This window comes from Streptosporangium amethystogenes (assembly GCF_000721075.1).
GTDB lineage: Bacteria > Actinomycetota > Actinomycetes > Streptosporangiales > Streptosporangiaceae > Streptosporangium > Streptosporangium amethystogenes.
In genome coordinates this window covers 63328-87292 of the sequence record NZ_JOEQ01000003.1, presented here as the reverse complement: position 1 = coordinate 87292, position 23965 = coordinate 63328, and the positions used below count along the sequence as shown (strand labels likewise).

Below are 23965 nucleotides of genomic sequence, written 5' to 3'. Positions count from 1 at the left end.
TGCCGTCGCTCCTTCGAACGGTGGGATTCCCTCGTGCGGAGGCTGAGGTTTTCGGGTGGGTCAGAACGGCGACGAGCTAGGTGTCAGCGTCATGTCGACCTGGTAGTCGGAGGTGTCGGTCCTGCCGGCGTTCGGCCGCAGGGTGTAGCGGCTCTCCTGGGTCAGCGGATTGAGATGGAAGGATTGGATGAAGAGGTCGTCATCGGAGGCGTATTCGTTGTCGCGGCGGATGTTGATGGTGGCCACGCCGCCTTTGGCGGTGAACACCGGCTTGTACGGAGTGGAGGTCAACGTGCCCGACTCGTCGCGGGTACCCGGTGGGCACGGAGTCCCGTCGAAACTGTCGCACCTACCCGAAGCCGTGAACCGGCTACCACCTGCCGCCGGCCAGACACGGTAGGTCATGTCGAGAAGCGGCATTATCCCGGGGCCGGAGATCTTGACGAAGATCACGTCGCCGTTGTTCGACAGCGTTCGCCATGCGATGATCTTGTTTATGGTGATCCGGGTGTAGGGGGCGGCCTCCGTGGAGGCGGCAGAGGCGGGAGTTGAGGCGACGAGCGGTAGCGTGAGGGCCATCCCCATGGCGATCCGCAACAGGCTTTTCCCAAGGTTCATACGCATGATCGTCGTCTCGGCCGTTTGAATCTCTCTTGGGTTCGGTTTGAATTCGTCTTGGTTTCGAGTTCAGGGCACCCATGAGTTGCGGGGACGAAGGTCCTGGCTGCTGCGTTGTTTCCTGGCACACGATCACGAGGAGGGCTTGTGTGGCCGCACGGCCAGACGGCCTTCCGGACGGTTCCGGTCGTGCGGCACTCCTGGCCGGGTCAGACTTCTTCGCTGCGGATGCCGGTCAGGAAGTTGTTCCAGGCTGTGGGGGAGAAGGTGAGCGCGGGGCCGGATGGGTCCTTGCTGTCGCGGACGGCGACGAGGCCCGGAAGGTTCATGGCTACCTCCACGCAGTTGTCGCCACCACCGCTACGGCTGGACTTGTGGAACTCGGCAGCAGATAGATCAGGGGAGATCATGGTCACTCCTCACCGCAGCGATGACCGCTGCGGACTCCTCGGGGGGCAGGCAAACGCGGGCAAGACGTTCAAACGACAGTTTAAGATTTCGCACTTGGTCCGGCGCCTCCACATAGATCTCTCCTCCCAGACACCCGATGTAGCCTGCGTCCAGATCTTCATCGTCGAATGACAGCAGAGAGAAAGCACCCTCAAGGCCCGGGTGTGCCCCGACCTGGAGTGGTAGGACCTGAATCGCAATATTGGGCCGGTCTGCGAGTTGAAGAATGTCATCGAGTTGGCGGGCCATAACACCAGGTGACCCTACGGGGCGGCGCAAGGCACAGACGTCGATGAGAGCGTGCAGCCTTGGCGCGCGTGCGCCGAGAAGGTTGATCTTCCTAGCCATCCGGGCATCCACGCGCCGGTCCAGCTCAGTGCTGGCGAGTTCTGGGTGTACAGCGTGGATGATCTCACGGGCGTACTCCTCGTTCTGGAGGATGCCCGGCACCAAGAGTGGCTCCCAGGTGTGGATGGTGGTCGCCTCGGATTCCAGGCCGACGTAGGCTCCGGCGAACACATCACTGTAGGCGGTCCACCAGCCACGTTGACAGGCCTCCTGACCGAGTTGGATCAGCCCGGCCTTCGTTGGCGGGTCCACGGCGTATAGATCGCAGAGGTCGGCAACGTCCGTGCCGCTGGGCATGGTCCGGGCGTTCTCGATGCGGCTTAGCTTGGCCGTGGACCAGTGAAGCGGAGTGGCCACCTCTTCCAGAGTGAGGTTCGCCTTCTCGCGGAGTCTTCGCAGCTCACGGCCGAGGCGACGGTGTCGAACGGTGGGACTCGCAGAAGCCATGCCGACAAGCATGCCTGATCAGTGTGGTCGTACGCCGAGCAAATTTATACAAGGCGCTTGTGATCATGTAACTTGCACGCCACACTGCAAGGAGTCATTTAACTACTAAGAGTGATGGTCGGGCGGGGGTGCTCGTGTGACACCGCCGCCATCGCTGGTTGCCTGCGGCCCGGTTTGTTAACTCAGGGTGAGGATGACATGACACTTGCGGACCCTTCTGTGCAACGGTTCCACCTGTCCAAGAAAGTCGTGACGGACTCAGTCCTTCTTCTCAGTGGGTGTCCTCGCCGGGCTGACGAACGATCCGATCTGCGGGACGGTGCAGACCACCCCCCGTTCGTCGGCGGCTGCGGCTGCTTCGCTGAGGTGCCGCCGATGCCGATGGGCTGTGCCACCTGCGGGCACGCCCCCTACGCGCACGGCTGCCCCGATCGGCCCGCCGATCACGAGTACGTCCAGCCCTCCGGCGACCTGCTGGACGTCCGGCTGCGGGTCTGTCGTACCGGAGACCGTTCCCTGCCGTGCTTCGAGCCGCCCGCCCCAGCGGCCCCGGCCGGGATGATCCCCGCTCAGCGAGCCGCCGAGATGGTCGCGCCGGTGTCCGTTCAGCGGCGTTCCGGGTCGGCCCCGGCCGAGGGGATTCCAGCGATACCCGAGCGGAGCCCGGCCGTCGAGCCGTCCGTACCGGCGTCGTCGTCTCGGCGGGTGCCCTGTCGTCCGCGTCCGGCGTCGGGGTCCGCTCCCACCAGAGTGTCCCGGCTCGGATGTGGGCGCCACCCCACGCCCCGCCTCGGGCGAAGAACCACCTGCGCACCGAACCGCTCGGCGGTCACCCCGTCTTCGTACCGGCCACCAGGCCGGTACGGCGAACCCCTCCAGATCCTTCCCCGCTTCATGAAGCAGGCCCGCCCACCGCTGGAAACGACCGGACGGGCCCTTGATCGGATCGAGGTCCAACCAGTGAGAGATGGTAGTTCCACCCACCTGGAGCCCACCAGCCCCAAGACGACGATTCCCAAGACGACGATTCCCAAGACGACGATTCCCGGCTGGCGGTTGATCCTCAGCGATGCCGGGCGGCTGTGGGCCAGCCGGGAGCGGCCCTTCTCCAAGGTGGCCACCCACGCCGGGGCCGAACGAACCGTCGACGGCGACACCCTGGAGGCATTGCGCGCCGAGACCGACCGGCAGGAGACCTTCGCCCGCGAGGCGGAGGAGCAGGCAGCCCGCGAACAGGAGCCGCGGGAGGCTCCTGCCTCGGAGGAGCGGGAGCAGGAGACGCCGGAGCGGGAGCAGGCCGGGCGGGTGGTCTCATGATCCGCCGCTGCCTGGCCGCCGCCCGGGGGCGTCACCGCGACGGCCAGGCCGTCGCCCAGGTCCCGCAGTACACCTGGGACCACGAGGCCCGTGCCGAGGCCGCGATGCTGGAGATCACCTGGCCAGGCTGGTCCGTGTTGTACGGCACCGGCAGCCGTCTGTTCCACGCCTTCGCCACTTGGCCCACCCCCGAGCCGGTGCTCCTGTGCGACCGGACTGTCGAGGGACTGAAGGCCCAGATGCGCGAGGCCGAGACGACCGCGCTGCTGCACCGCTGGGCACTCACCTCCGGCTCGGCCACTATCGGCCACTTCTGAACGGGCACGGCGGTCCCGATCCAGGGCTGCCGTGCCGTCGAAGACGTACCGCGTGAGGGTGAGACGCGGTGCGTGACGCGGGCGGGCCGCCCACCCGGCCCGCCCGCGTCATCCAGACAGGAGTCCCCGCGATGAACCCCCCGAAACAGGACCCGCTCGCCGTACTGCGTCAGACCTTCCCCGGCTGGTACATCGACCACGACACCGTCCTCGGCCGCTGGATAGCGAGGCGCTACCGCCCCCTCACCACCCAGGAGACCAAGGCCGGCGCCAAGCACTTCCTCCAACGCGGCTGCCCCGAACGGCTCGGCGTCGCACTGGCCGACCAGAGGGAACTCGCCCGCCGCACCCGTACCGCCCCCTGAACCGGCGCGACGAGTACGGCCCGTCGTGGGTCAGTCAGGTGGCAAACCCCCTGCTAGGGGAGGCTCGTTACTCCGTGAGTACGGGCTGCGTTCTCGGCATGGTTCTGATCTGTGCGGAGAGGAAAAGCGTACCGATAAGCAGGAGTTGACCCAGGCCTGAGGCCAGCGCGACGACCTCGGTGCCCTGGGATGCAGCGAGCCAGCCCACCAGGCCCAGGCCTAGGGAGCGGAACCCCATGGAGCCCGTCCATTCGTAGGAGCTGATCCGCGACAACATGGTGGCGTCGACACGGGTCTGGATGGTGGTGTCCCACAGAGTGTTGAAGACCATGAGGCCGATACCTGCAACTGCGGCGGCAGCGGCGATGGCCGCTGTGGACGGGAAGGCGCCGAGCGCGAGAACGGGCAGCGGGAACAGGGCCAGGCACAGAAGCGCCGTACGCAACGGGAATTGCGGACGCCACATCATCGAGACGAAGCCGCCGATCACCGAGCCGCCGCCGAAGGCGCTCAGAATGATTCCCCAGGCGACGGAGCCGCCGAGAACATTCTGGGAAATGACGGGCCCGAGGACATTGAACGCCGCCTGCAGCATATTGATGACGGAGACCACGCAGACGATCGACCAGATCCACGAAACGGCCCAGAAGCTCTGCCAACCTGCGACGACGTCGCTCCAGATGTTCCCGGCTCGGAAGCGGGATCTCATCACCGGAAGCCGGATCCGCCACAGAAACAAGGCGCTCACGAGGAACGTCACGGAGTCCAGGGCGATGGCCCATCCCGGGCTGAAGATCAGGACCAACAGGCCGCCGAGCGCCGGTCCGGCGATTTTGGCGGTGGATTTCAGCAGGCTCAGCAGGGCGTTCGCCTCCTGAAGCCGTTCCGGCTCAACCGTGTCGCGGACCATTCCCGCGATGGCAGGGGCGAACGCCGCTGAGGCCAGGCCGTGGACGACCTGGAGGAGGACGAGATGCCAGATCTCAGCGACTCCCCAGACGAGCAGGATCGCCATGACGGCCTGGCTCGCGAAACGCACAAGGTCCGAGGTCATCATGACGACGTTGCGGGGCAGTCGGTCGCCCAGCACCCCGCCGACCAGCATGAATACGATCATCGGGACGGTTCGGGCGGCCAGCACCAGGCCAAGGGCGGCAGGGGAATCCGACAGGGCGAGCACCGCGAAGGCGAGCGCGGTGATGATGATCTCGTCCCCCACGATCGAGGCGCCCTGCGCGGCGAAGAACCGGCGGAAGTTCGGCACCCGGAGAACTGCGAGCCTATTCTTCACGATCGCCTTTCACGAGGTAAGAGTTGCCTTCTTCGCGGTCGTCTTCATGAAGGCGGATTCTCTTCGTCGGTACTGGGCACCGAGGTTTGTTCCGACCAGACGGCCTGGGTGGACGACGCCCGGAGAAACGCCTCCCGGCCAAGTTCTTCCCCCGGAGTGCGCGGGTTGCCGAAGGGGAGGCGGGGGTCGAAGGCGGGGGCGTCGTTCAACCAGACGGATCTTGCGTCGGTGCCGAAGGATACATGCTCCGCCGCCCACCAGGAGACCCCAAGAAGGCCGTCCGGCCATGGGATCGAGCCGACCTGGCGTATCGGTATTACACGGAGAACGGGCGCGTACGGCTGGGACGGCGGCGTGATGGTGTCTGACCACAGTAAAAGGGTCGGACTGAGGTGATGGCCGGTCCTTCTGGACGCGGGCAGGAATCCGCCTTCCAAGAGTTTCGCGCCACGGGCGACCGCTGCTCGAATCGCAGATTCCGCTCTTTCGAGGGCGTTCACATTGATTAGCGGGCCGACGAGCGTCGATGCTCGTTGGGGAGTCCCGACTTTCATCTGACGCACGGCCGTTCTCAGGTGCTGTACGAACTCCTCGAGCACTACCTCTTCCACAAAGACCGCGTAAGTGGCGCTGCAGGATTGCCCAGCCGCCGCCATGGCGGAAAAGGCGGTTAACAGGGTGGCGCGGCTGAGATCCGCCGACCGGTGAACGACGCCGACGACCCCACCTCCGACCTCGGCCGCGATTGAAAGGAGCCGCTTGCCCGCCGCCGCGGCGACCTCGGCACCTGCCTGGGCAGTGCCGGTGAACGAGACGTGGCCGAGTCCGGGCGACTCGATGAGGTTGTGAACCAGGTCCGGGCCCCCGACCAGCGTTTGGATCAGCCCGGCTGGAAGACCAGCGGCAGCGGCTGTTTCAGGTTCGAGGCCATGGAGAGCCGGAGCCCGTGACGCTCGTCGTCTTGGCGTACTGGCACCGTCCTGAGTGAGGCCGGGTCAAAGGCCACACCGTCCTCGACTCGGCGGTCAGCCGGCCAGGCGGCGGACCATGTGGACCAGCGCCTCGCGCCTCGACCGGGTGCTGTCATCGGCGACCCCGGCCATGAGCATGCGCACGATCTGGGGAGCCGAGAACCACCAGGTGGTCAGTGCGAACACGGCGTAGGACAGGTACGCGGGATCGAGGTCGTCGCCGATCGCCCCGGACGCCTGGGCCCTGGCCAAGGCTGCGACCTTGTCGGCGTAGTGGGTGGTGCGTTCGTCCTCGGCCGCCACCGGGACCTGGCCGTCCTGCAGCCCTTCCCAGGCCAGCAGGCGCAGGAAGTGCGGGTGGGCGCAGTGGTAGTCGAAGACCCGTCCCGCGTACTCGCCGAGGTCGGCACCCTGATCGGCGCTGAGCGGCACGGCGGCGGCCACCTTGGCCAACTCGGCCTCGAGCACCGCGGCGAACAACCGTTCCTTGTTGCCGAAGTACTGGTAGATGCGCTCCTTGTTCGCCCCGGCCCGTGCGGCGACGCGGTCGACCCGCGCGCCTTGGGGGCCGTGCTCGGCGAACTCCTGGACGGCGGCGTCGAGGAGGAGCTGCTTGGTCTTGGCGGTGTCCCAGGCCATGGAGGCAGCCTACAAGATTCCAACCAGAGAGTTGGACATTTGGCGGCGCACATGCCAAACTCCAACTGTTCAGTTGGAGATGTGCTCCATTCCGGCCCTGGCATCGGCGTGAAACCCGGGCCCGCCGGGATTCGCACCACCGGAATCCGGCTGATCACACATGGACCGGAGACCTCTGAGCCTCCGGCCGACCTGCCTTCCACCCCCAGAGACACGAGAGATCGGCACAGAGACATGACCGTGACGCCCGAGACCACCCGCGAGATCGTCGACGCCTTCTTCGCCCGCTTCGGCAGCGGGGACCTGCCCGGCCTCCTCGACCTGTTCGCCGACCGCGTGGACTTCTCCGTCCCCGGCGCGCCGAACGTTCCCTGGACCGGGACCCGCTCCACCAGGGACGAGATCGCCGAGTTCTTCACCCTGCTCGGCACGGAGCTCACCCCGGCCGACGAGTTCACCGTCAACGCCACCATCCTCGACGGTGACCACGCCGTGGTGACCGGACGCAGCCGCTTCGGCGTGCTGTCCACCGGCAAGGCGTTCACCAACGACTTCGCCCTGCACTTCACCGTCACCGATGCCAGGATCAGCGGCTACCACATGCACGAGGACAGCCACGCGATCAGCGTCGCCTTCACCAATTGAGGTCAGCTGTCCGGCAGGCAAGGTCACGTTGAGCGGCCACTACCGGGTCCACAACCAAAGCGGCGCCCTGTGGGACTACGACCTCAAGGTCGCCGGGCAGGGCGTGGTCAACACCGTAGCCGCGGGGAACCGATACTTCTTGGTAGATCGCGTGGTAGCGGGTCACCTCGTTGGCGGTAGTGATGATCAGAGTGCGGGTTTGGTGGGCTTGCCGGAATCTGGACCAGGCCAGGACGTGCTCGATCTCGCGGGGCCGGGCAAGAACGAGCGCGGCCGGCAAACGACGGATCTCGGGCATCGTCAGCGGGATGTGCTCGACGCCAGGGCTGCCGACCGATCGCAGGCTGAGGACCGCCGGCGGCTGAACTGGTATGGCCTGCTCGGCGAGTGGCAAAAAATGGTGCCCCGCCGAGGTGCTCGGCGGGGCACCGCCGTCCGGTGTCCTACATCCACAGGCCACCACGCGACTCCGCCGGTCGGCGAGCCTGTCCTCACCGACGCTCAGCGTTCGACGTCGGCGCGGAAGGCGGGGAGGAGATCCCTGAGTTCGGCGGCGTTGAAGTTCGGGCCGTACACGATTCCGACCGTGCCGTCGTCGGCCCAGACACACATGCCCGATGCGGAGTCCAGGAGCAGGGTTTCGGTACAGCGGGCGTAGCCGCCGAACGGACCCGTGGGGATCTCGAAGTCTTCGCCCGGTGTGCCGACCGCCTGAAAGGTGCTGAGGATGTCGTCCACGGCCGGTCGCCACTGGTCGGTGACGACCCTTGCGTCATATCCGGTGAATGTGAGGAGCCTGGTCCATTTGCGGCCCTTGGCCTTCTCGGTCTCCTCGTAGCGGGCATCCACCGCGTCGTAGACGGGAGCACCGCCGATGGAGGGTCGGTTGGACAGCAGTTCCTCCCGCGTGGCGGACGGCCACATGGCGTCGAGGCGAAGGCCCGCCGTCCGCTGCGGCAGCGGTTTCACCAGCCAGTGCCCACCCAGAGGGGAAGACGGTGCCGCGGAGCCGCCGGACGCGCACGCCGAGAGCAGGCAGACGGCGAGCATCGCCACCGCCGCGGCTGCCGTACCGTTGGCGCGGCGGGCGGTCCGCACCGCCGGGTCCGGGGGGTGGGCGGCGCCCCTCCCCGCGGAGAGAACTCCCCGATCGCGGGACATACATACGGGGCTGAGGACAGGCATACGTCTTCCTTCATGTTCGGTTCATCATCGCGAGCAGCACAGGGCACCGGCCCGCGTGGTCCCGCGCGACGTCTTCTGTAGGGGGCCGGGCCCGGTCGGGTCGCCCCGGGCTGCGACATCCGGGGCGACGCGGTGCCTTCCCGAGTCGGTCGGCAACCGGATCAACCGATGGGCGGATAGGGCTCAGATGCTCTTTTCCGGAGTGGATGTGACGGCTTCGACCAGGTCGGTCAGAGGAAGTGATGTGCTCCCCTTCGAGTGCGCGGACGGATGAGACGTCGGGTGCGGTTTTATACAGCTCCAGCAGGCCGACGTGCGCCACCACCCTGCTCCGTCGATCTTGCTATTAGCTTGAAATTAGCTTGTGGATATCCCGGCGCTGGAGACCTGCCAGAAACCTGGCCATGCCCCCATCCGACCCCGGCGCCCGCATAGACCCGCTGGCCTTGTCGCACTCTTGTTTTCTGCCTGACCGCTTGACTCCTCCGGCGGTTGCGTCCACGGAGGTGGTGTATGAGCACATCGGGTCCGAGTCGGACGAGCGCGCGGAGCGGGTTCGTGACGTCTTCTCATCTCTTGCGGGAAATCCCTTGTGTGAATCGGATGCGGCTGTCGCCGCCGGTCCGCGGATTTCCGGAACGATGTGGTTGACAGTGAACCCGTCAACACGATAAAAGGCATCGCTATTTTCTGGGAAGGGATACGACTGGGCCGGGTGCTTGGCCGGCGGGCGAAACTCTGATTACTCTTGCGCTGCATTCATCCCGAAATCGAGGAGAGGACGGGTGATGAAGGGAATCGTTCTAGCCGGCGGTAGCGGTACGCGTATGTACCCCCTGACATTGGCTACGTCCAAGCAGCTGCTGGCCATCTATGACAAGCCAATGGTTTATTACCCGCTTTCCGTGCTCATGCTGGCCGGCATGCGGGACATTCTGGTGATCTCAACGCCGGAGAGCCTTCCCGCGCTGCGCAACCTGCTGGGCGACGGGTCGCATCTGGGGCTCGACATCTCCTACGCCGAGCAGGCGGAACCGCGAGGAATCGCCGAGGCGTTCATCATCGGCGCGGACTACATCGGCAACGACCAGACGGCGCTCATCCTGGGCGACAACGTCTTCCACGGCGCGGGCTTCCCGCGGATCCTGCGGGCCTGTCGTACCAGGTTGAACGGTTGCACGATGTTCGGATACCCGGTGTCGGACCCGGAGCGGTACGGCATCGGAGAGGTCGACGGCAGCGGTGCGCTGGTGTCGATCGAGGAGAAGCCGCTCCGTCCGCGCTCGAACGACGCGATCACCGGGCTCTACTTCTACGACAACGACGTCGTGGAGATCGCCCGGGATCCGGCGCCCTCGCCGCGCGGTGAGTTGGAGATCACGGACGTCAACCAGACGTACCTGAAGCAGGGGCGGGCCCACCTGGTCCGGCTCGGGCGGGGTTTCACCTGGCTCGACGCCGGCACGCACGACTCGATTCTGGCCGCGAGCCAGTACGTGCAGGTCATCGAGAAACGTCAGGGCGTACGGGTGGCCTGCCTGGAGGAGATCGCGGTGCGCATGGGATACATCGACGCGGACGCCTGTCACCGGCTCGGCGCCGGGATGAAGAATTCGGAATACGGCCAGTACCTCATGGAAATCGCCCAGTCGCTCGGCTGAGCGGTGCTGTCCCGCCAGCGGGACAGCAAATCCGATTCTTTCGTCTCTCTTTCCGCGTGCCCGGGGCAAAGGAGTGGCCATGGATTATGCCGAGCTGAGCCCGGCTGAATTGCTTTCCCTTGAATTCACCGCGCCGACGATGACCGACAGGGCCTGGCAGGTGCGCTGGGACCTCGCCGACCGCGATCCAGCGGAACTGGTGCTCGGCACCCTGCCGCCGACCGTCGATTTTCACACCTCGGGGAGCACGGGTCCGAGCCGGTGCTGGCGGCGGCTGCGGGAGAACCGCCTTCGAACAGGCGTGTAACAAGCTCCACAGCGCCATGGCAGTGCTGGAATGGTGTCTGGCCCGGTAGCGCGTACCGCCTGCGCCCTACCCAGACAGAAAGGTGTGTCTCGCCCATGAGAATCCTCGTCACCGGCGGTGCCGGGTTCATCGGGTCCCATTTCGTGCGCACCACCCGGGACGCCCGGATCACCGTGCTCGACCGGCTCACGTACGCCGCGGACCTGGCCAACCTGGAGGGGGCGCCGCACGACCTCGTCCAGGGCGACATCTGCGACGCCGAACTGCTCAGCCGGGTGGTCCCCGGCCATGACGTCGTGATCAACTTCGCGGCCGAGTCACACGTCGACCGGTCGATCGAGGGGGCCGGCGAGTTCGTCCGCACCAACGTGCTCGGCACCCAGACGCTGATGCAGGCCTGCCTGGACGCGGGTACGCCGAGGGTCGTCCAGGTCTCGACGGACGAGGTGTACGGGTCGATCGAGACGGGCTCCTGGGACGAGGACGCCCCCCTCCGCCCGCGCTCGCCGTACGCGGCGGCCAAGGCGGGCGGCGACATGATCGCCCGTGCCTACGCGATCACGCACGGGCTGCCGGTATCGATCACCCGGTGCGGCAACAACTACGGGCCGTACCAGTTCCCGGAGAAGGTCATCCCGCTCTTCGTCACCAACCTGCTGGAGGGCAGGAGGGTTCCGCTGTACGGCGACGGCGGCAACATCCGCGACTGGATCCACGTCGACGACCACTGCCGGGGCATCCGCCTGGTCGCCGAACAGGGCGAACCCGGCGAGGTCTACCACATCGCCGGCACCGCCGAGCTGACCAACCTGGAACTCACCCAGCGGCTGCTGGACGCGCTGGAGGCCGACTGGACCATGGTCGAGCGGGTGACCGACCGCAAGGGGCACGACCGCCGCTACTCGCTCGACGACGCGAAGCTGCGCGCTCTCGGCTACCGGCCGCTGACCGCGTTCGAGGACGGCCTGGCGGAGACCGTCCGCTGGTACGCCGACAACCCCTCCTGGTGGAAGTCCAAGCGCGCCGCCGGCTGAGTCACCGCGGGTCGTCGAGCAGGCCCGCGTCGTGGACGAGCAGCGCGATCTGGACCCGGTTGTTGAGGTCGAACTTGGTGAGGACGCTGGACACGTGCGTCTTCACCGTGGCCAGGCTGAGGTGGAGCATGGCGCCGATCTCGGCGTTGGACCTGCCCTGCCCGACCGCGATGGCCACCTCGCGCTCCCGGTCGGCCAGCCGGGCCAGCCGCTCCCGCGCCCGGGTGCGGCGCTCGTTCTCGCCGTCGTCGGCGACCCGGGCGATGAGGCGCCGCGTCACGACGGGGGAGAGCACCGGGTTGCCCAGGGTGACCTGGCGCACCGCGGCCACGATCTCCGCGGGCGGGGTGTCCTTGAGCAGGTAGCCGGCCGCTCCCGCGCGCAGCGCGCGCAGGACGTGGTCGTCGGCGTCGAAGGTGGTCATCACGATGACCTCCGGGGCGCCGGGGCGGGAGCGGAGCTCCCTGGTCGCGGTCAGCCCGTCCATGACGGGCATCCGGATGTCCATCAGGACGACGTCGGGGCGATGCCGGGCGGCCATCGAGAGCGCCTCGCTCCCGTCGCCCGCCTCCGCGACGATGCTGAGATCGGGCGCGCCGCCCAGCATCATCACCAGCCCGGCGCGTACCAGGGGGTCGTCGTCGACGATGAGCACGCCGACCTGCCGCGGCTGCTGGGAGGTCATACCGGCCAGGGTAGCCAGGCCGACAGGCACCAGCCACCCTCGTCGCCGGGCCCGTGCTCCAGCCGCCCGCCGATCAGGGCGACCCGTTCGGCCAGCCCGACCAGCCCCTGCCCGGAGCCCTCGCCGGGCGCCGGGGGAGAGGCGGCGGGTGCGGAGTTGCGCACCTCGATCGAGAGCCACTGGCCGGGCGTCCCCGTCGCGCGCACCCACACCTGTGCCCCGGGGGCGTGCTTGCGGGCGTTGGTGAGGGCCTCCTGGACGACCCGGTAGGCGGTGCCGGCGCTCCGGCTGGGAACGCTCCCGGGCACCTCCTGAGTGAGGTGCACCCGCATCCCGGCCCGCCGGGACTCGGCGGCGAGTTCCTCGATGTCGGCCAGGGACGGCTGCGACAGCTCGCCGACCGGGGCCCGCAACACGCCGATGGCCTCCCGCAGGTCCTGCAGCGCCTGATGGGCGCTCTGCCTGATCACCTTGGCCGCGCGGGCGATGTCCTCCGGGGGGGCGTCCGGCCGGAACTCCAGCGCGCCCGCGTGCACGCTCAGCAGGGACAACCGGTGCCCGAGGACGTCGTGGATCTCCCTGGCGATCGCCTCGCGGGCGCGCTGCTGGGCCTCGGCCTCGGTTCTGGCGGCGCTCTCCCGCAGCGACAGCAGGAGCCGGCGCCGGTGGTGCACGAAAAGGCCCCAGCCGATGGCGGAGCCCTGGGTCGTGACCCCCAGCAGGAACAGCAGCTCGCGCGACGTGCCGACCTCCTGCCTGAGCACGGCGTAGACCAGCGCGGCGAGCAGGCTCAATGTGAAGACGGCGAACGTGGTCCGTGCCGCCCGGTGCACCGCCACCGTGAACAGCGCCACCAGCATGGCGCCCCCGACCAGCTCGGAGAAGGCCGACAGGACGACGAGGGCCAGGGCCAGCTCGACCGGATGGCGGCGTCGCAGCCACAGCGCGGCACAGCCCAGCACGCCGATCACCTGGTCGAGCTGGAACACCCAGGGCGACACGTCCTGGGTGGGCATCTGGATGCGCTCGGCGGCCGTCATGATTCCGAAGGCCGCCGCGAAGAGGAACAGGCCGATGTCCACGAGCCAGTCGCGCACGCTGCGCCGGGAGGCGGGCGGCACGGCGAATTCATCCATCCCCGGTTAGAGCTCCATCCGGCGCAGCAGCGACCGCTTGGCCGAGCTGAACTCCTCGTCGGTGAGCACACCGGAGCGGTGCAGATCGCCGAGTTCGGTCAGGCGGCGTACCAGAAGGTCGTGATCCTCCAACGCCTCCAGGCGCTGCCGCCGATCGTCCGGCGGGGTCGGCGGCAGCGTGGGCGGCTCCTCGGCACGGGGTGACAGCCGGGCCAGCACGGCGGCGGCGACCAGGACGGTCGAGCCGCCGTACCGCTGCACGCCCCAGGACAGGCAGTGCAGATCCTTCTCCGGTGCCACGGCGGGGGCGGCGCCCCTGAGACGGAAGCGGAGGCGGCCGTAGCCGACGCCGGTCTGCGGGGCCCACTCCACACCCTCCACATCCCGCAGCGGGAACGTCTGCGGCCCCGCCTCCTCCTTGACCGACTTGGCGAACACGCTCCACTCCAGGCGAATCCGCTCACCGTCGAAGCTCACCGTGCCGTCGCCCGCCGAGGCCGACACCGGTACGGCGGGGCCGGGCAGCAGGAACGACTCGCAGGGACCGCTCGGCACCTGCTCCAGCATCAGCTGGGTGCGCACCTCGTCGGCGAAGTACTCGGCGGCCCCGGTGCGCCCCTTGGGAACGGCCAGCCGGTACGGGTCGACGGATCCCGACAGCCGCCCGGCGACCACATCGGTCAGTGGATCGGCTCCGGGTCGCAGGCGGAGCTGCAGGTTGCCGCCCTTGCGCGACGGCTCGAACGACGCTCCGGAGATCGCCGCGAGGGGGATCCTCAGCTCACCGAGCGTCTTGCGCAGCTCGTGGACGTCGCTGTCCCCACCTGGCACGATCCTGAGGATTTCACTGTCGAACATCCATGATCCGTCCGAAACGGAGATCTCGGCCATGTCGTCACCCTAGGAGATCCGGGAGGCCCCCCGACAGATGCCGGTCTGTCACACCTCGACGGTGACACCCGCCTCGTCGGCGGCGAAGAGACCGCTCATTCGCAGGGTCCTGATGGACCGGTCCGTGATCCGGCCGCGCTCCGCGCGAGCGGGCCGGGTCGGCGACCAGGACGGACACCTGCTCGTCGGCGATCCCCATTGTCCGGTACCGGTTCTTCATTTCCGGCTCCTCGGACAGGTGGGTAATGGTCATGACAGTTCAGGCACGGCCTCTGCTGATATCCGGGCAGGGAACAGGGAAGGTGCGGAGTGTGGCCGGTTACGATGCCGGAGCCCTTTCCGCAGCGACGGTCACGACAATCCCGAGGACCGCCAGGATCAGGTTCGCGTAGATCTCGTAGCCTTCGAGGAAGGCCACGTTGTTGACGACGACGCGGTTGAAGAAGTTGAGCACCACGCCGAGGACAGGCTGGACGGCGATCTGGTCGATGGTCCCGCTGAGGCCTTCGAGGATCATGATGAACCCGATGAGCTGTAAGGATTTACGCACGATTCGAGATTAAGGCCGATCGCGGTGGCCGGAATCGGTCGCCGGCATTTCTCGTGTCAACCGAAGTCGCCGATACGGAGCCTGTTCTCCGGCTAAAGTATGAGCCGCGTCGACTTTGGTATCACGACCGCCGGCGGACACTCGAATTAGGCCGTCTGCCGATGGCATCGGATCGTGCTGGGAAAAGCCACAGCACGTTCTACGCGGTCCGGTAAACGGCCGGGATCAGGAGCAGCCGAAATGCAGCCACTGAAAATCGAAGGCGCATGGATTGACGACCCGAAAATCCACGTCGACGATCGGGGAGGTCTCCACGAATGGTTCCGCGAGGAGGAGTTCCACGCGGTCACCGGACGGCGGCTGCGGCTCTCCCAGGCCAACTGCTCCGTTTCGCGCCGGGGCACCCTGCGCGGGATTCACGTCGCCGACGTGCCACCGGGCCAGGCGAAGTACGTCAAGTGCGTGCGAGGGGCGATGCTGGACGTGATCGTGGACATCCGCGTCGGCTCACCGGGGTTCGGCCAGTGGGAGATGGTGCGCCTGGACGACGAGCACCACCGGGGGGTGTTCCTGTCCGAAGGACTGGGGCACGGCCTGCTCGCGCTGACGGACGACGCGACCGTGATCTACCTGTGTTCGGAGGGCTACAACCCGACCAGGGAGCGTGGCATCCATCCACTCGATCCCGAACTGGGCATCACCTGGCCGGGGGACATCGAGCCGCTCCTGTCGCCCAAGGACGCCGCGGCGCCCACCCTCGCCGAGGCGCGCGCGGGCGGTCTGCTGCCCTCCTATGAGGAGTGCCTGGCCTTCTACGCCTCGCAGACCCGCGGGTAGGAACCCGTCGGCCTGTCGCGGCCCGCCACCGGTGAGCGGGCGCGCACCTTCTCAGCGGAAGGGCTTCGCCATCTCGGGATGGGCCGTGCGCAGCGCGTCCCGCCAGGGGCGGAGCGGCTCCAGGCCAAGCTCCCGCCACCGCGCGTGGCCCAGCACACTGAAAGCCGGTCGCTTCGCCGGCCGGACGAAGGCCTCGGAGGTCGTCCGGCGCACCCGCCCGGGATCGGTGCCGGACAGCCGGAAGATCTCCTGGGCGAGCTCGAACCAGCTGGCCTTCCCGGAGTTGGTGGCGTGGAACACGCCCGCGGCGGAGCCGAGCTCGCCGAGCGTGACCAGCCGGTCCGCGAGGTCCGCGGCCCAGGTCGGCTGCCCGAACTGGTCGTCGACCACCTCGACGGTCTCCCGTTCCGCCATGAGACGGAGCATGGTGCTCACGAAGTTCGATCCGTGGGCGCCGTACAGCCATGCCGTCCGGACGACGGCGGCGGAAGGCAGTGCGTCGAGAACCGCCTTCTCCCCGGCCAGCTTGGTCCGCCCGTACGCGGTCCGCGGCTCGGCCGGGTCGTCCTCGCGGTAAGGGGCGCCCGCGCCACCGGAGAAGACGTAGTCGGTGGAGACATGGACCAGCCGGGCGCCGTGCCGCGCGCAGGCCTCGGCGAGCAGCCGGGGGCCGTCGCCGTTGACCCGGTAGGCCTCTCGCTCCCGTTCCTCGGCGTCGTCCACCGCCGTCCAGGCGGCACAGTTGACCACGACCCGCGGGGCGAGTGTCTGGAAGGCCGACTCGACCTGGTCCCGATGGGAGACGTCCAGGTCCCGGCGGATTCGCGCGGCGACATCGTGCCCTCGCCCGCGCGCCAGCGCGACCACCTCGCACCCGAGCATGCCTGTCGCCCCCGTGACGAGCCACGTCATGGCGTTTTCTCCCTTGTCTCCAGGCACCGCCGGTTCTGATCACCTTAGAGCCGGAAGGTGATCGAGGTGTATGGAAGACATCGCATCGATCCGTCCTGTCCGCGGTCGTCGAGCCTGCCGGTGCCCTCGCGGACCGCGATCCTCGTGTCGTCCGGCTGTCGGCGAAGCCAGCAGGTCAAGGGCGTGCGCTGACCGGTCGATTCCCCTCACCGCACCGTATTCCGCGAGTGAATTCTTTGAACGCGTGACTGTTGACACACTCATCCGCCCGCTGCCACCATCTACTGACCAGCCATTCATTATCGAATATTTATGCAAATAGCCTGTGTGGTGCGGCGACGACACGATCGTTCGCTGCTTTCGCGCAGTTCGTGTGACATTCGGCAGGAGAGATCATCGTGGCTGACGCCAGCATGCCCAGGGGTGTCCCCGCGGTCGCCGCCATCGATCAGGGGACGAGTTCCAGCAAGGCGGTCGTGGTGGGCGCCGACGGCAGAGTCCTCGGCAGGTCCTCGGTCGGAATCGGCCGGGCCGACCCCGCTCCGGGCTGGGTGGAGCAGGACGCGAACGAGATTCGCGAGAGCGTTGTCGCGGCGCTGGTGACCGTCCTGGACTCGGTGGATGTCGAACTCGTCGGTATCGGTCTGTCGAACCAGCGCGAGTCCGCCGTCATCTGGAGCCGTAGGACGGGCGAGCCCCTCGGCCCGGTCCTCGGATGGCAGGACCGGCGCACCGCGGATCGGGTACGACCACTGGAGGAGTCCGGCTGGGCGGCCAAGATCCGCGCGAAGACGGGCCTTCCGCTCGACCCCATGTTCTCCGCGCTCAAGTACGAATGGCTGCTGGACCAGGTCGATCCCGACCGCGAGGCGGCCCGCCGGGGCGAGATCGCGCTCGGCACGATCGACTCCTGGCTGACCTGGACACTGACCGGCGAGCACCGCATCGAGATCGGCAACGCCAGCCGTACCCAGCTGCTCAACCTGGAGACGCTGACCTGGGACGGCGAGCTGCTCGAAGTGTTCCGCATCCCGCCCGTCTGCCTGCCGCGCATCTCCGCGTCGGCCGAGGCGACGGCCGCGCTCATCGACATCCCCGGCGTTCCCCGGGGCACGAGCATCCATGGAATCCTCGGTGACTCGCACGCCGCCCTGTACGCCCACGGGGTGCGCGCTCCCGGCCAGGTGAAGGCGACATACGGCAGTGGCAGCTCGATCATGGGCCTCGCCGATGTCAGCGGTGGCCTGTCCGGCGCCCGCGTCCTGGACGGTCTGGTCACCACCATCGCGTGGGCCGACCCCGCTCCGGCCTTCGCCTTCGAGGGGACGATCCTGTCGACCGGCGCCACGCTGCTGTGGCTCGCGAAGATCCTCGGAGTCGACCCGGCGCAGCTCAGTGCGCTCGCGCAGTCCGTTCCCGATACCCAGGGCGTCGACCTCGTACCGGCCTTCGCCGGTCTGGGCGCGCCCTGGTGGGACGAATCGGCGGTGGGACTGGTCAGCGGCTTCGGGCTGGGCACCGGCCCAGGCCATCTGGCCCGCGCGGCGTTCGAGTCGGTGGCGTTGCAGACCGAGGACCTGTTCTCCGCGGTCGAGGAACGTCTCGGCTCACCGATCGACACGGTGCTCGCCGACGGCGGACCCAGTCAGAACGACTGGCTCATGCAGGTGCAGGCCGATCTGAGCCAGCGGCGCGTGGTACGCAGCAACATCGCCGAGCTCTCCGCCACCGGTGCCGCCCATCTGGCCGGCGTCGGCTGCGGGCTGTGGACGCCGGACGAGTGCCTTCGCCTCCCCCGGGACCGCTCGCCGTTCGACCCCCTGATCGAGAGGCCCGACGCCGACGCCCGCCATCAGACGTGGCGATCGGCGATCGAACGCTCCCGATTCCAGCCCGGTACCCCCAGAAAGCAGAGCGATAAATGAACGAACAGGCATCGAACATCTTCGCCGGGCACTTCGCCGGCAAGAAGGTGCTGGTGACAGGCGCCGCCCGGGGCATGGGATGCACGATCTCCCGTTCCTTCGCGGCGGCGGGAGCCGCGGTACTGCTGGTCGACCGCGATGACGAGGTACACGAGACGGCGAAGCGGCTCCGTGCCGACGGGCTCGACACGCGCGCCTGTACGGCCGACGTCACCGACGACGCGGCCGTCAAGGCGGCCGTCGCGGTGGCGGCCGAGGAGTGGGGGCGCATCGACGTCCTCATCAACAACGCGGGCGTGATCAGCGTCGAACGGCTCACCGACCTGACGACGGAGGAGTTCAAGCGCGTCCTCGACGTCAACACGGTCGGCCATTTCATCGTGGCGCGAGAGGCCGTGTCGCTGCTGCGCGAGAGTGGCGGCGGTGTGATCCTCAACGCCGCGAGCGCTCAGGCGAGGGAGGGGTTCGTCTTCACCCCGCACTACGCGGCCAGCAAGTTCGGGGTCGTCGGCATGACGCAGTCCCTCGCCAAGGAACTCGCCAAGGACAACATCCGGGTGAACGCGTACTGCCCCGGCATCGTGATGACCGATATGTGGGGCTACCTGGATGGTGCCTGGGGGTCCAAGCTCGGGGACTACCGGCCCGGCGAGCTCGTGGCGGAGTGGATCCGCGACATACCGCTGCAGCGACCCGCCACCGAGGCCGATGTGGCCAACCTCCTGCTCTTCCTCGCCTCCGACGCCGCGGCCTACATAACCGGCCAGACGATCAACGTCGACGGCGGAATGTCGATGGACTGACATGGACCATCCGAACATCCGTAAGCCCCATTGGAGCCAGAAGTGGCCATGACCCAGAATCCCGCGAGCGCCGGCCCCCGCGCCGATGAAGGCCGGCGGTCACGGCGCGGCGCGGTCAAAGGCGTAGCGTGGATCCTCGACGGAGTGGGCGGCCCGTTCCTGGGCCTGGTGGTGCTCGTCGTCATTATGGCGATCTTCGCGCCCAACTTCGCCAAGCCCATCAACCTGATCAACATCCTCGACCAGGTGACCGTACTCGGGATCCTCGCGCTGGGCGCCACCGCCGTCATCATCACGGGCGGCATCGACCTGTCGGTCGGTTCGGTGTTCGCCCTGTCGGTGATGGTCCTCGGCTGGCTCTCCCACGACGGCGGGATGCCACTGTGGATCGCGATGATCGCCTGTGTGGCGGTCGGCGGCCTCGCCGGGCTGGTAAACGGCCTCGCGGTCACAGTGACGAAGCTGCCGCCGTTCATCGCGACGCTCGCCATGATGTCGGTCGCCCGAGGTCTGGCCAACATGACCACGGACGGACGTCAGATCACCGGCTACCCCGAGTGGTTCTACTCACTGGCATCGACCAGGTACGGCGGCTTCCTCTCGATCACGTTGATGGCGCTGATCGTGCTCTACGTCATCGGGTGGGCCGTCCTTAAATATCGGTCAAGCGGTCGTGCGGTCTACGCGGTCGGCGGCAGCCCGGAAGTCGCCCGCCTGGCCGGCATCAAGGTCCAGGCCGTGACGACCTGGGTGTACGTCGTGGCCGGACTCGCGGCCGGACTCGCGGCCATCGTGCTCGCCAGCCGTCTCGACTCCTCCCAGCCCAGTGCGGGAGAAGGGCTCGAACTCGACGTCATCGCCGCGGTCGTCATCGGAGGCGCCAGTCTCGCGGGCGGGGTCGGCCGGATCACCGGCACGCTCGTCGGCGTGCTCATCGTCGGCGTCATGCACAACGGACTCAACCTCCTTGGCGTGTCGCCGTTTCTCCAGCAGGTCATCATCGGCGTCGTGATCGCCGCCGCCGTGTTCACCGACGTTCTCCGGCGCCGCAAGGAGAGAAGCGCATGACCGCCGGACGGCAAGAGATCTGGAACGTTCCCATAGGAATCACCGGGAAAGGAACCCCCCGAATGTACAAAACACGCCGGCCGGCAAAGATGTTCGTCGGACTGCTGACCGCGGCCGTACTGTCCACGACGCTCGGCGCGTGCGCGTCGAGCACCGGTGCCGACGAGGGCGAGATCACGATCGGTCTCGCGATGCCCAACCAGCAGTCCCCCTTCTACGTGGCGATCCGCAAGTGGGTCGAGGACGAGGCCAAGCGCGAGAACGTGAAGGTCCTGGTCGCGGACGCCAAGAACGACGCCGACGACCAGGTCAGCCAGGTCCAGGACTTCATCACCCGGGGGGTCGACGGGCTCATCTACATCCCGGCGGGCGCCGCCGCGGCGACGGTTCCGGTACGCGCCGCGAAGTCGGCCGAGATCCCGGTCGTCACGGTCGACCGCAACCCCAAGGACGCCCCCGGCGACACGTTCATCGCCACCGACAGCGTCGCCGCCGCGCAGGAACTCGGCGAGTGGGTCGTGAAGAACGCCGGCGACAAGGGCAACCTCGCGATCATCCAGGGCCAGCTCGGCACCACCCCCGAGGAGGCGCGTGACCAGGGGTTCAAGAAGGGCATCGAGGGCAGCGAGATCAAGGAAGTCGCACGCCAGGCTTCCAAGGCATGGCTTCAGGACGAGGGCTACCAGATCACCACTGACCTCCTCCAGGCACACCCGAACATCGACATCATCTTCGGGCGGGCCGATGGGCTCGCGCTCGGCGCGGCCCAGGCCGCGCGCAACGCGGGGTCCAAGGACATGCTCGTCGTCGGATTCGACGGAGATCCCTCGGGCCTTGAGGCGGTGAAGAGCGGCCTGCTCGCCGCGACCGTCACCCAGCAGACGACGCTCATGGGCAAGCTCGCCGTCCAGTCGACGCTGAAGCTGATCAAGAAGGAGCAGGTGCCCGCCGAGCAGCTGCAGAAGGGCATCTTGACGACCGGGGAGAACGTCGACCAGTACATTGCGAACCATCCGTGATGAACGAGCCCGCTCCGAGCCCGATACTGACGGTTCGCGGAATCTCGAAGTCGTATCCGGGCACCGTCGCACTGCGCGGAATCGATCTTGAGGTGCGGCCGGGTGAGGTGATCGCCCTTCTTGGTGAGAACGGCGCCGGAAAATCCACCCTGTCCGGTATCATCGCCGGTGCGATCCAGCCCTCCACGGGCACCATGACATGGCAAGGCCGACCGTACTCACCCGCGACGCCACGTGACTCGATCACGCGGGGCATCGGCATGATTCATCAGGAGATGCGGCTGCTCCCCGACCTGACCGTGGCCGAGAACGTCGCGGTCGGCCGATGGCCCACCCGCGCCGGTTTCCTCAGCGGGAAGACGATGCTCCGGCAGGCGCAGGAGCAGCTGCGCAAGGTCGGGTTCACCGGCCGGGTGAATCAGCCCGTCCGGGAGTTGAGCGTCGCGGGCCAGCAGCAGGTGGAGATCGCCAAGGCGCTCATGCTCGACGCCTCGCTGCTCATCCTCGACGAGCCGACCGCCGCCCTCGGCGAGACGGAGACGACCGCGCTGCTGGAGTGCGTTCGCTCGCTCAGGACGCAGGGTGTCTCGTTCATCTACGTCAGTCACCGTCTCGCGGAGATCGCGCAGATAGCGGACCGCGTCGTCGTGCTCCGCGACGGGGAGAAGGTCGCGGAGCACGACAGCGGGGGGATCTCCCCTGACACGCTGGTGCGGGAGATGGTCGGGCGCAGCGTCGACCGGCTCTTTCCGGAGTTCGACGCTCCGCGCGATGAGGTCGTGCTGTCGGTCGAGGGCATCTCCGACCGGGCAGGCCGCTTCGATGACATCTCACTCACCGTGCGCGCCGGAGAGGTCCTCGGCATCGCGGGCATCGTCGGCGCCGGACGCACCGAACTGGTGCGGTCCATCGCCTCCCTGGAACCACTCCGCTGCGGCGAGATCAAGGTCGACGGTGTGCCGCTCCCTCCGAACGATCCGATCGCGGCCAAGGCGGTGGGGGTCGTCCTCATTCCAGAAGACCGCAAACGACAGGGCGTCATCCTCTCCGACACCATCGAGGACAACATCGCGCTGCCGAATCTCGCCGCCATAACGCGGTACGGCTTCGTCACCCCATCAGGCGTCACCAGATTCGCCAGGAAGGCCGCTGCGCGATTCGGCATCAAGGGCGACATCGGTGACCCGGTGGCGACCCTGTCCGGCGGTAACCAGCAGAAAGTCGTTCTTTCCAAGTGGCTCTCGTCGGATCCGAAGGTCATCATTCTCGACGAGCCGACCCGGGGCATCGATGTCGGCGCACGCGCGTCGATCTACGAGGTCATCTCCGAACTCGCACAGCAGGGCAAGGCGATCATCGTGGTCTCCTCGGACCTGGAAGAGGTGCTCGGTCTCGCGCACCGGATCATGGTTCTTGCCCAAGGACGGAATAAGGGGATCATGGAGGCGGCGGAGGCGACCGCCGACCGCGTCATGGCGTACGCCACCCAGTGAACATGTGCCACCGCAGACCGGAGCGATCGGTGACATCGATGGTTCAGAAAGGAGAAGCCGCGTGATCGGGAGAACGGGCAATGAGAGTCGCGACTCGGTAGCCATGATCGTGCAGGTCGCGCGGATGTATCACGAGCAGAACATGACCCAGCCGGCGATCGCCGAGCAGTTGCACATCTCCCAGTCGCGTGTGTCGCGATGGCTCAAGCAGGCGGTGGAGATGGGGATCGTCCGCACGGTCGTGTTGCCGCCCGAGGGCGTCCACCCGGAACTGGAGGAGCAGCTCGTACGGAGGTACGGGCTGCGACAGGCACTCGTCGTCGAGAGCAGTGGCGACGAACGCTCCACCATGTGGGCACTGGGAGCGGCGGCGGCGACCTACCTTGAGACGACGCTCGCGAACGGCGCGCGCGTCGGGTTCTCCTCATGGTCGGAGACCCTGCTGGCGACCGTCGACTCGATGGTGCCCCTCAAGCAGCGCCGTGCTGAATCCATCGTGCAGATCATGGGCGGGGTGGGACAGCCGGAGGCGCAGCTCAAGGCGACGGAGCTCACGTTCCGGCTGGCCCGCATCGTGGGCGGTACCCCCATGTTCCTGCCCACGCCCGGCATCGTCGCGACGCCGTCCGCGCGCGAGGCCCTTTTCCAGGACCCGAACGTCGTCGAGACGGCGCAGAGCTGGGAACGTCTCACCGATGTTCTCGTCGGCATCGGCAGTGTCACGCCGTCGCCACTGCTCCAGGTCTCCGGCAACGCCGTGTCCGAGGCGCAGATGCGGACGTTGCGCGAACTCGGCGCGGTGGGCGACGTGGCGATGCGTTTCTTCGACGCCGACGGCCGGCCGATCGACACCGAGTTCAACGACCTGGTCGTGGGCATCGGCGTCGAGGCGCTGTTGAAGACACCGCGACGCGTGGGCATCGCCGGTGGCGCGCGCAAGTTCGAGGCCATCCGCGGAGCCCTTCGCGGGGGATGGGTCGACGTCATCGTCACCGACCTGGAGACCGCGCAGGCGCTCGTCGCCGACAGCTGACCGGAAGAACCGGCGCAG

At 67.6% G+C, this 23965-nt stretch carries 28 protein-coding genes; 14 read left to right on the top strand and 14 right to left on the bottom strand.

What is annotated here, in order from left to right; all coding sequences use genetic code 11:
- Positions 1–60: 60 nt before the first annotated feature.
- The 4 genes from IG98_RS0103625 to IG98_RS50100 all read right to left on the bottom strand — a co-directional run bounded on the left by IG98_RS0103625 (position 61) and on the right by IG98_RS50100 (position 2609).
- Positions 61–597, bottom strand: coding sequence for a hypothetical protein (locus IG98_RS0103625; RefSeq protein ID WP_030905342.1), 537 nt, complete (start codon positions 595–597; stop codon positions 61–63).
- Between the two features lie 230 nt (positions 598–827).
- Positions 828–1028: a DUF397 domain-containing protein gene (locus IG98_RS0103620; protein ID WP_030905340.1), complete on the bottom strand. Its 201-nt coding sequence runs from the start codon at positions 1026–1028 to the stop codon at positions 828–830.
- Complete coding sequence (locus tag IG98_RS0103615) at positions 1015–1875, bottom strand: helix-turn-helix domain-containing protein (protein ID WP_051751475.1); 861 nt, start codon at positions 1873–1875, stop codon at positions 1015–1017. The genes IG98_RS0103620 and IG98_RS0103615 overlap by 14 nt, the downstream gene beginning before the upstream one ends.
- A gap of 593 nt (positions 1876–2468) precedes the next feature.
- Positions 2469–2609, bottom strand: coding sequence for a hypothetical protein (locus IG98_RS50100; protein WP_157594132.1), 141 nt, complete (start codon positions 2607–2609; stop codon positions 2469–2471).
- A gap of 214 nt (positions 2610–2823) precedes the next feature.
- Between IG98_RS50100 and IG98_RS0103610 the strand changes: the two genes are divergently transcribed.
- The 3 genes from IG98_RS0103610 (at position 2824) to IG98_RS0103600 (ending at position 3862) form a co-directional block, all read left to right on the top strand.
- Positions 2824–3180: a hypothetical protein gene (locus tag IG98_RS0103610; RefSeq protein WP_030905334.1), complete on the top strand. Its 357-nt coding sequence runs from the start codon at positions 2824–2826 to the stop codon at positions 3178–3180.
- Positions 3177–3497 (top strand): hypothetical protein, encoded by a 321-nt coding sequence (locus IG98_RS0103605; protein WP_030905330.1) that lies wholly within the window; start codon positions 3177–3179, stop codon positions 3495–3497. The genes IG98_RS0103610 and IG98_RS0103605 overlap by 4 nt, the downstream gene beginning before the upstream one ends.
- 131 nt (positions 3498–3628) lie before the next feature.
- Positions 3629–3862, top strand: a complete 234-nt coding sequence (locus tag IG98_RS0103600; RefSeq protein ID WP_030905327.1) for a hypothetical protein — start codon at positions 3629–3631, stop codon at positions 3860–3862.
- A gap of 67 nt (positions 3863–3929) precedes the next feature.
- Here IG98_RS0103600 and IG98_RS0103595 read toward each other — a convergent pair whose 3' ends face one another.
- From IG98_RS0103595 to IG98_RS0103585, 3 genes are all read right to left on the bottom strand, one after another.
- Entirely contained in the window at positions 3930–5153 is a 1224-nt protein-coding gene (locus tag IG98_RS0103595) for an MFS transporter (protein WP_281178422.1), read from the bottom strand.
- 44 nt (positions 5154–5197) lie between these two features.
- Complete coding sequence (locus IG98_RS54725) at positions 5198–6025, bottom strand: aldehyde dehydrogenase family protein (RefSeq protein WP_425427983.1); 828 nt, start codon at positions 6023–6025, stop codon at positions 5198–5200.
- Between the two features lie 153 nt (positions 6026–6178).
- Positions 6179–6763 carry a TetR/AcrR family transcriptional regulator gene (locus tag IG98_RS0103585; protein ID WP_030905321.1) on the bottom strand — a complete coding sequence of 195 codons (585 nt, stop codon included), beginning with the start codon at positions 6761–6763 and terminating at the stop codon, positions 6179–6181.
- A 234-nt stretch (positions 6764–6997) separates the two neighbouring features.
- On the opposite strand from IG98_RS0103585, the gene IG98_RS0103580 reads away from it, so the two are divergent.
- A complete protein-coding gene (locus IG98_RS0103580; protein WP_030905318.1) occupies positions 6998–7408 on the top strand; it encodes a nuclear transport factor 2 family protein in 411 nt (136 codons plus the stop codon).
- Here the strand turns inward: IG98_RS0103580 and IG98_RS0103575 are convergent.
- Both IG98_RS0103575 and IG98_RS0103570 read right to left on the bottom strand, forming a co-directional pair.
- Positions 7398–7706, bottom strand: coding sequence for a hypothetical protein (locus IG98_RS0103575; RefSeq protein ID WP_169750058.1), 309 nt, complete (start codon positions 7704–7706; stop codon positions 7398–7400). The two genes, IG98_RS0103580 and IG98_RS0103575, sit on opposite strands and share 11 nt — an antisense overlap.
- A 203-nt stretch (positions 7707–7909) precedes the next feature.
- Positions 7910–8593, bottom strand: a complete 684-nt coding sequence (locus tag IG98_RS0103570; RefSeq protein ID WP_157594131.1) for a hypothetical protein — start codon at positions 8591–8593, stop codon at positions 7910–7912.
- 788 nt (positions 8594–9381) lie between these two features.
- Between IG98_RS0103570 and rfbA the strand changes: the two genes are divergently transcribed.
- From rfbA to rfbB, 3 genes are all read left to right on the top strand, one after another.
- Positions 9382–10254, top strand: a complete 873-nt coding sequence (gene rfbA / locus IG98_RS0103565) for a glucose-1-phosphate thymidylyltransferase RfbA (protein ID WP_030905310.1) — start codon at positions 9382–9384, stop codon at positions 10252–10254.
- 79 nt (positions 10255–10333) lie between these two features.
- A complete protein-coding gene (locus IG98_RS0103560; RefSeq protein WP_030905307.1) occupies positions 10334–10561 on the top strand; it encodes a hypothetical protein in 228 nt (75 codons plus the stop codon).
- Between the two features lie 95 nt (positions 10562–10656).
- On the top strand, positions 10657–11595 hold the full coding sequence (gene rfbB / locus IG98_RS0103555; RefSeq protein WP_030905305.1) for a dTDP-glucose 4,6-dehydratase: 939 nt from the start codon (positions 10657–10659) through the stop codon (positions 11593–11595).
- 1 nt (position 11596) lies between these two features.
- On the opposite strand, the gene IG98_RS0103550 is transcribed toward rfbB, so the two are convergent.
- The 4 genes from IG98_RS0103550 to IG98_RS0103535 form a co-directional block, all read right to left on the bottom strand.
- A complete protein-coding gene (locus IG98_RS0103550; RefSeq protein WP_030905302.1) occupies positions 11597–12280 on the bottom strand; it encodes a response regulator in 684 nt (227 codons plus the stop codon).
- On the bottom strand, positions 12277–13416 hold the full coding sequence (locus IG98_RS0103545) for a sensor histidine kinase (protein WP_030905299.1): 1140 nt from the start codon (positions 13414–13416) through the stop codon (positions 12277–12279). Before IG98_RS0103545 ends, IG98_RS0103550 begins: the two co-directional genes overlap by 4 nt.
- Before the next feature lie 6 nt (positions 13417–13422).
- Complete coding sequence (locus IG98_RS0103540) at positions 13423–14274, bottom strand: DUF4429 domain-containing protein (RefSeq protein WP_245651387.1); 852 nt, start codon at positions 14272–14274, stop codon at positions 13423–13425.
- A gap of 352 nt (positions 14275–14626) precedes the next feature.
- Positions 14627–14857, bottom strand: coding sequence for a hypothetical protein (locus tag IG98_RS0103535; RefSeq protein ID WP_030905294.1), 231 nt, complete (start codon positions 14855–14857; stop codon positions 14627–14629).
- A 240-nt stretch (positions 14858–15097) separates the two neighbouring features.
- On the opposite strand from IG98_RS0103535, the gene IG98_RS0103530 reads away from it, so the two are divergent.
- Positions 15098–15694 (top strand): dTDP-4-dehydrorhamnose 3,5-epimerase family protein, encoded by a 597-nt coding sequence (locus tag IG98_RS0103530; protein ID WP_030905292.1) that lies wholly within the window; start codon positions 15098–15100, stop codon positions 15692–15694.
- A 51-nt stretch (positions 15695–15745) separates the two neighbouring features.
- Here IG98_RS0103530 and rfbD read toward each other — a convergent pair whose 3' ends face one another.
- Positions 15746–16606: a dTDP-4-dehydrorhamnose reductase gene (gene rfbD, locus IG98_RS0103525; RefSeq protein WP_030905289.1), complete on the bottom strand. Its 861-nt coding sequence runs from the start codon at positions 16604–16606 to the stop codon at positions 15746–15748.
- A gap of 398 nt (positions 16607–17004) precedes the next feature.
- Here rfbD and IG98_RS0103515 point away from each other — a divergent pair, with 398 nt between their 5' ends.
- The 6 genes from IG98_RS0103515 to IG98_RS0103490 all read left to right on the top strand — a co-directional run bounded on the left by IG98_RS0103515 (position 17005) and on the right by IG98_RS0103490 (position 23947).
- Positions 17005–18531 (top strand): FGGY family carbohydrate kinase, encoded by a 1527-nt coding sequence (locus IG98_RS0103515; RefSeq protein ID WP_051751470.1) that lies wholly within the window; start codon positions 17005–17007, stop codon positions 18529–18531.
- Positions 18528–19334 (top strand): SDR family NAD(P)-dependent oxidoreductase, encoded by an 807-nt coding sequence (locus tag IG98_RS0103510; RefSeq protein ID WP_051751468.1) that lies wholly within the window; start codon positions 18528–18530, stop codon positions 19332–19334. Before IG98_RS0103515 ends, IG98_RS0103510 begins: the two co-directional genes overlap by 4 nt.
- A 48-nt stretch (positions 19335–19382) precedes the next feature.
- Entirely contained in the window at positions 19383–20402 is a 1020-nt protein-coding gene (locus IG98_RS0103505) for an ABC transporter permease (protein WP_051751547.1), read from the top strand.
- A 62-nt stretch (positions 20403–20464) separates the two neighbouring features.
- On the top strand, positions 20465–21421 hold the full coding sequence (locus tag IG98_RS0103500) for a substrate-binding domain-containing protein (protein ID WP_030905279.1): 957 nt from the start codon (positions 20465–20467) through the stop codon (positions 21419–21421).
- Positions 21421–22914, top strand: a complete 1494-nt coding sequence (locus IG98_RS0103495; protein WP_030905275.1) for a sugar ABC transporter ATP-binding protein — start codon at positions 21421–21423, stop codon at positions 22912–22914. Before IG98_RS0103500 ends, IG98_RS0103495 begins: the two co-directional genes overlap by 1 nt.
- A 61-nt stretch (positions 22915–22975) precedes the next feature.
- Entirely contained in the window at positions 22976–23947 is a 972-nt protein-coding gene (locus tag IG98_RS0103490) for a sugar-binding transcriptional regulator (RefSeq protein ID WP_245651386.1), read from the top strand.
- Positions 23948–23965 lie beyond the last annotated feature (18 nt).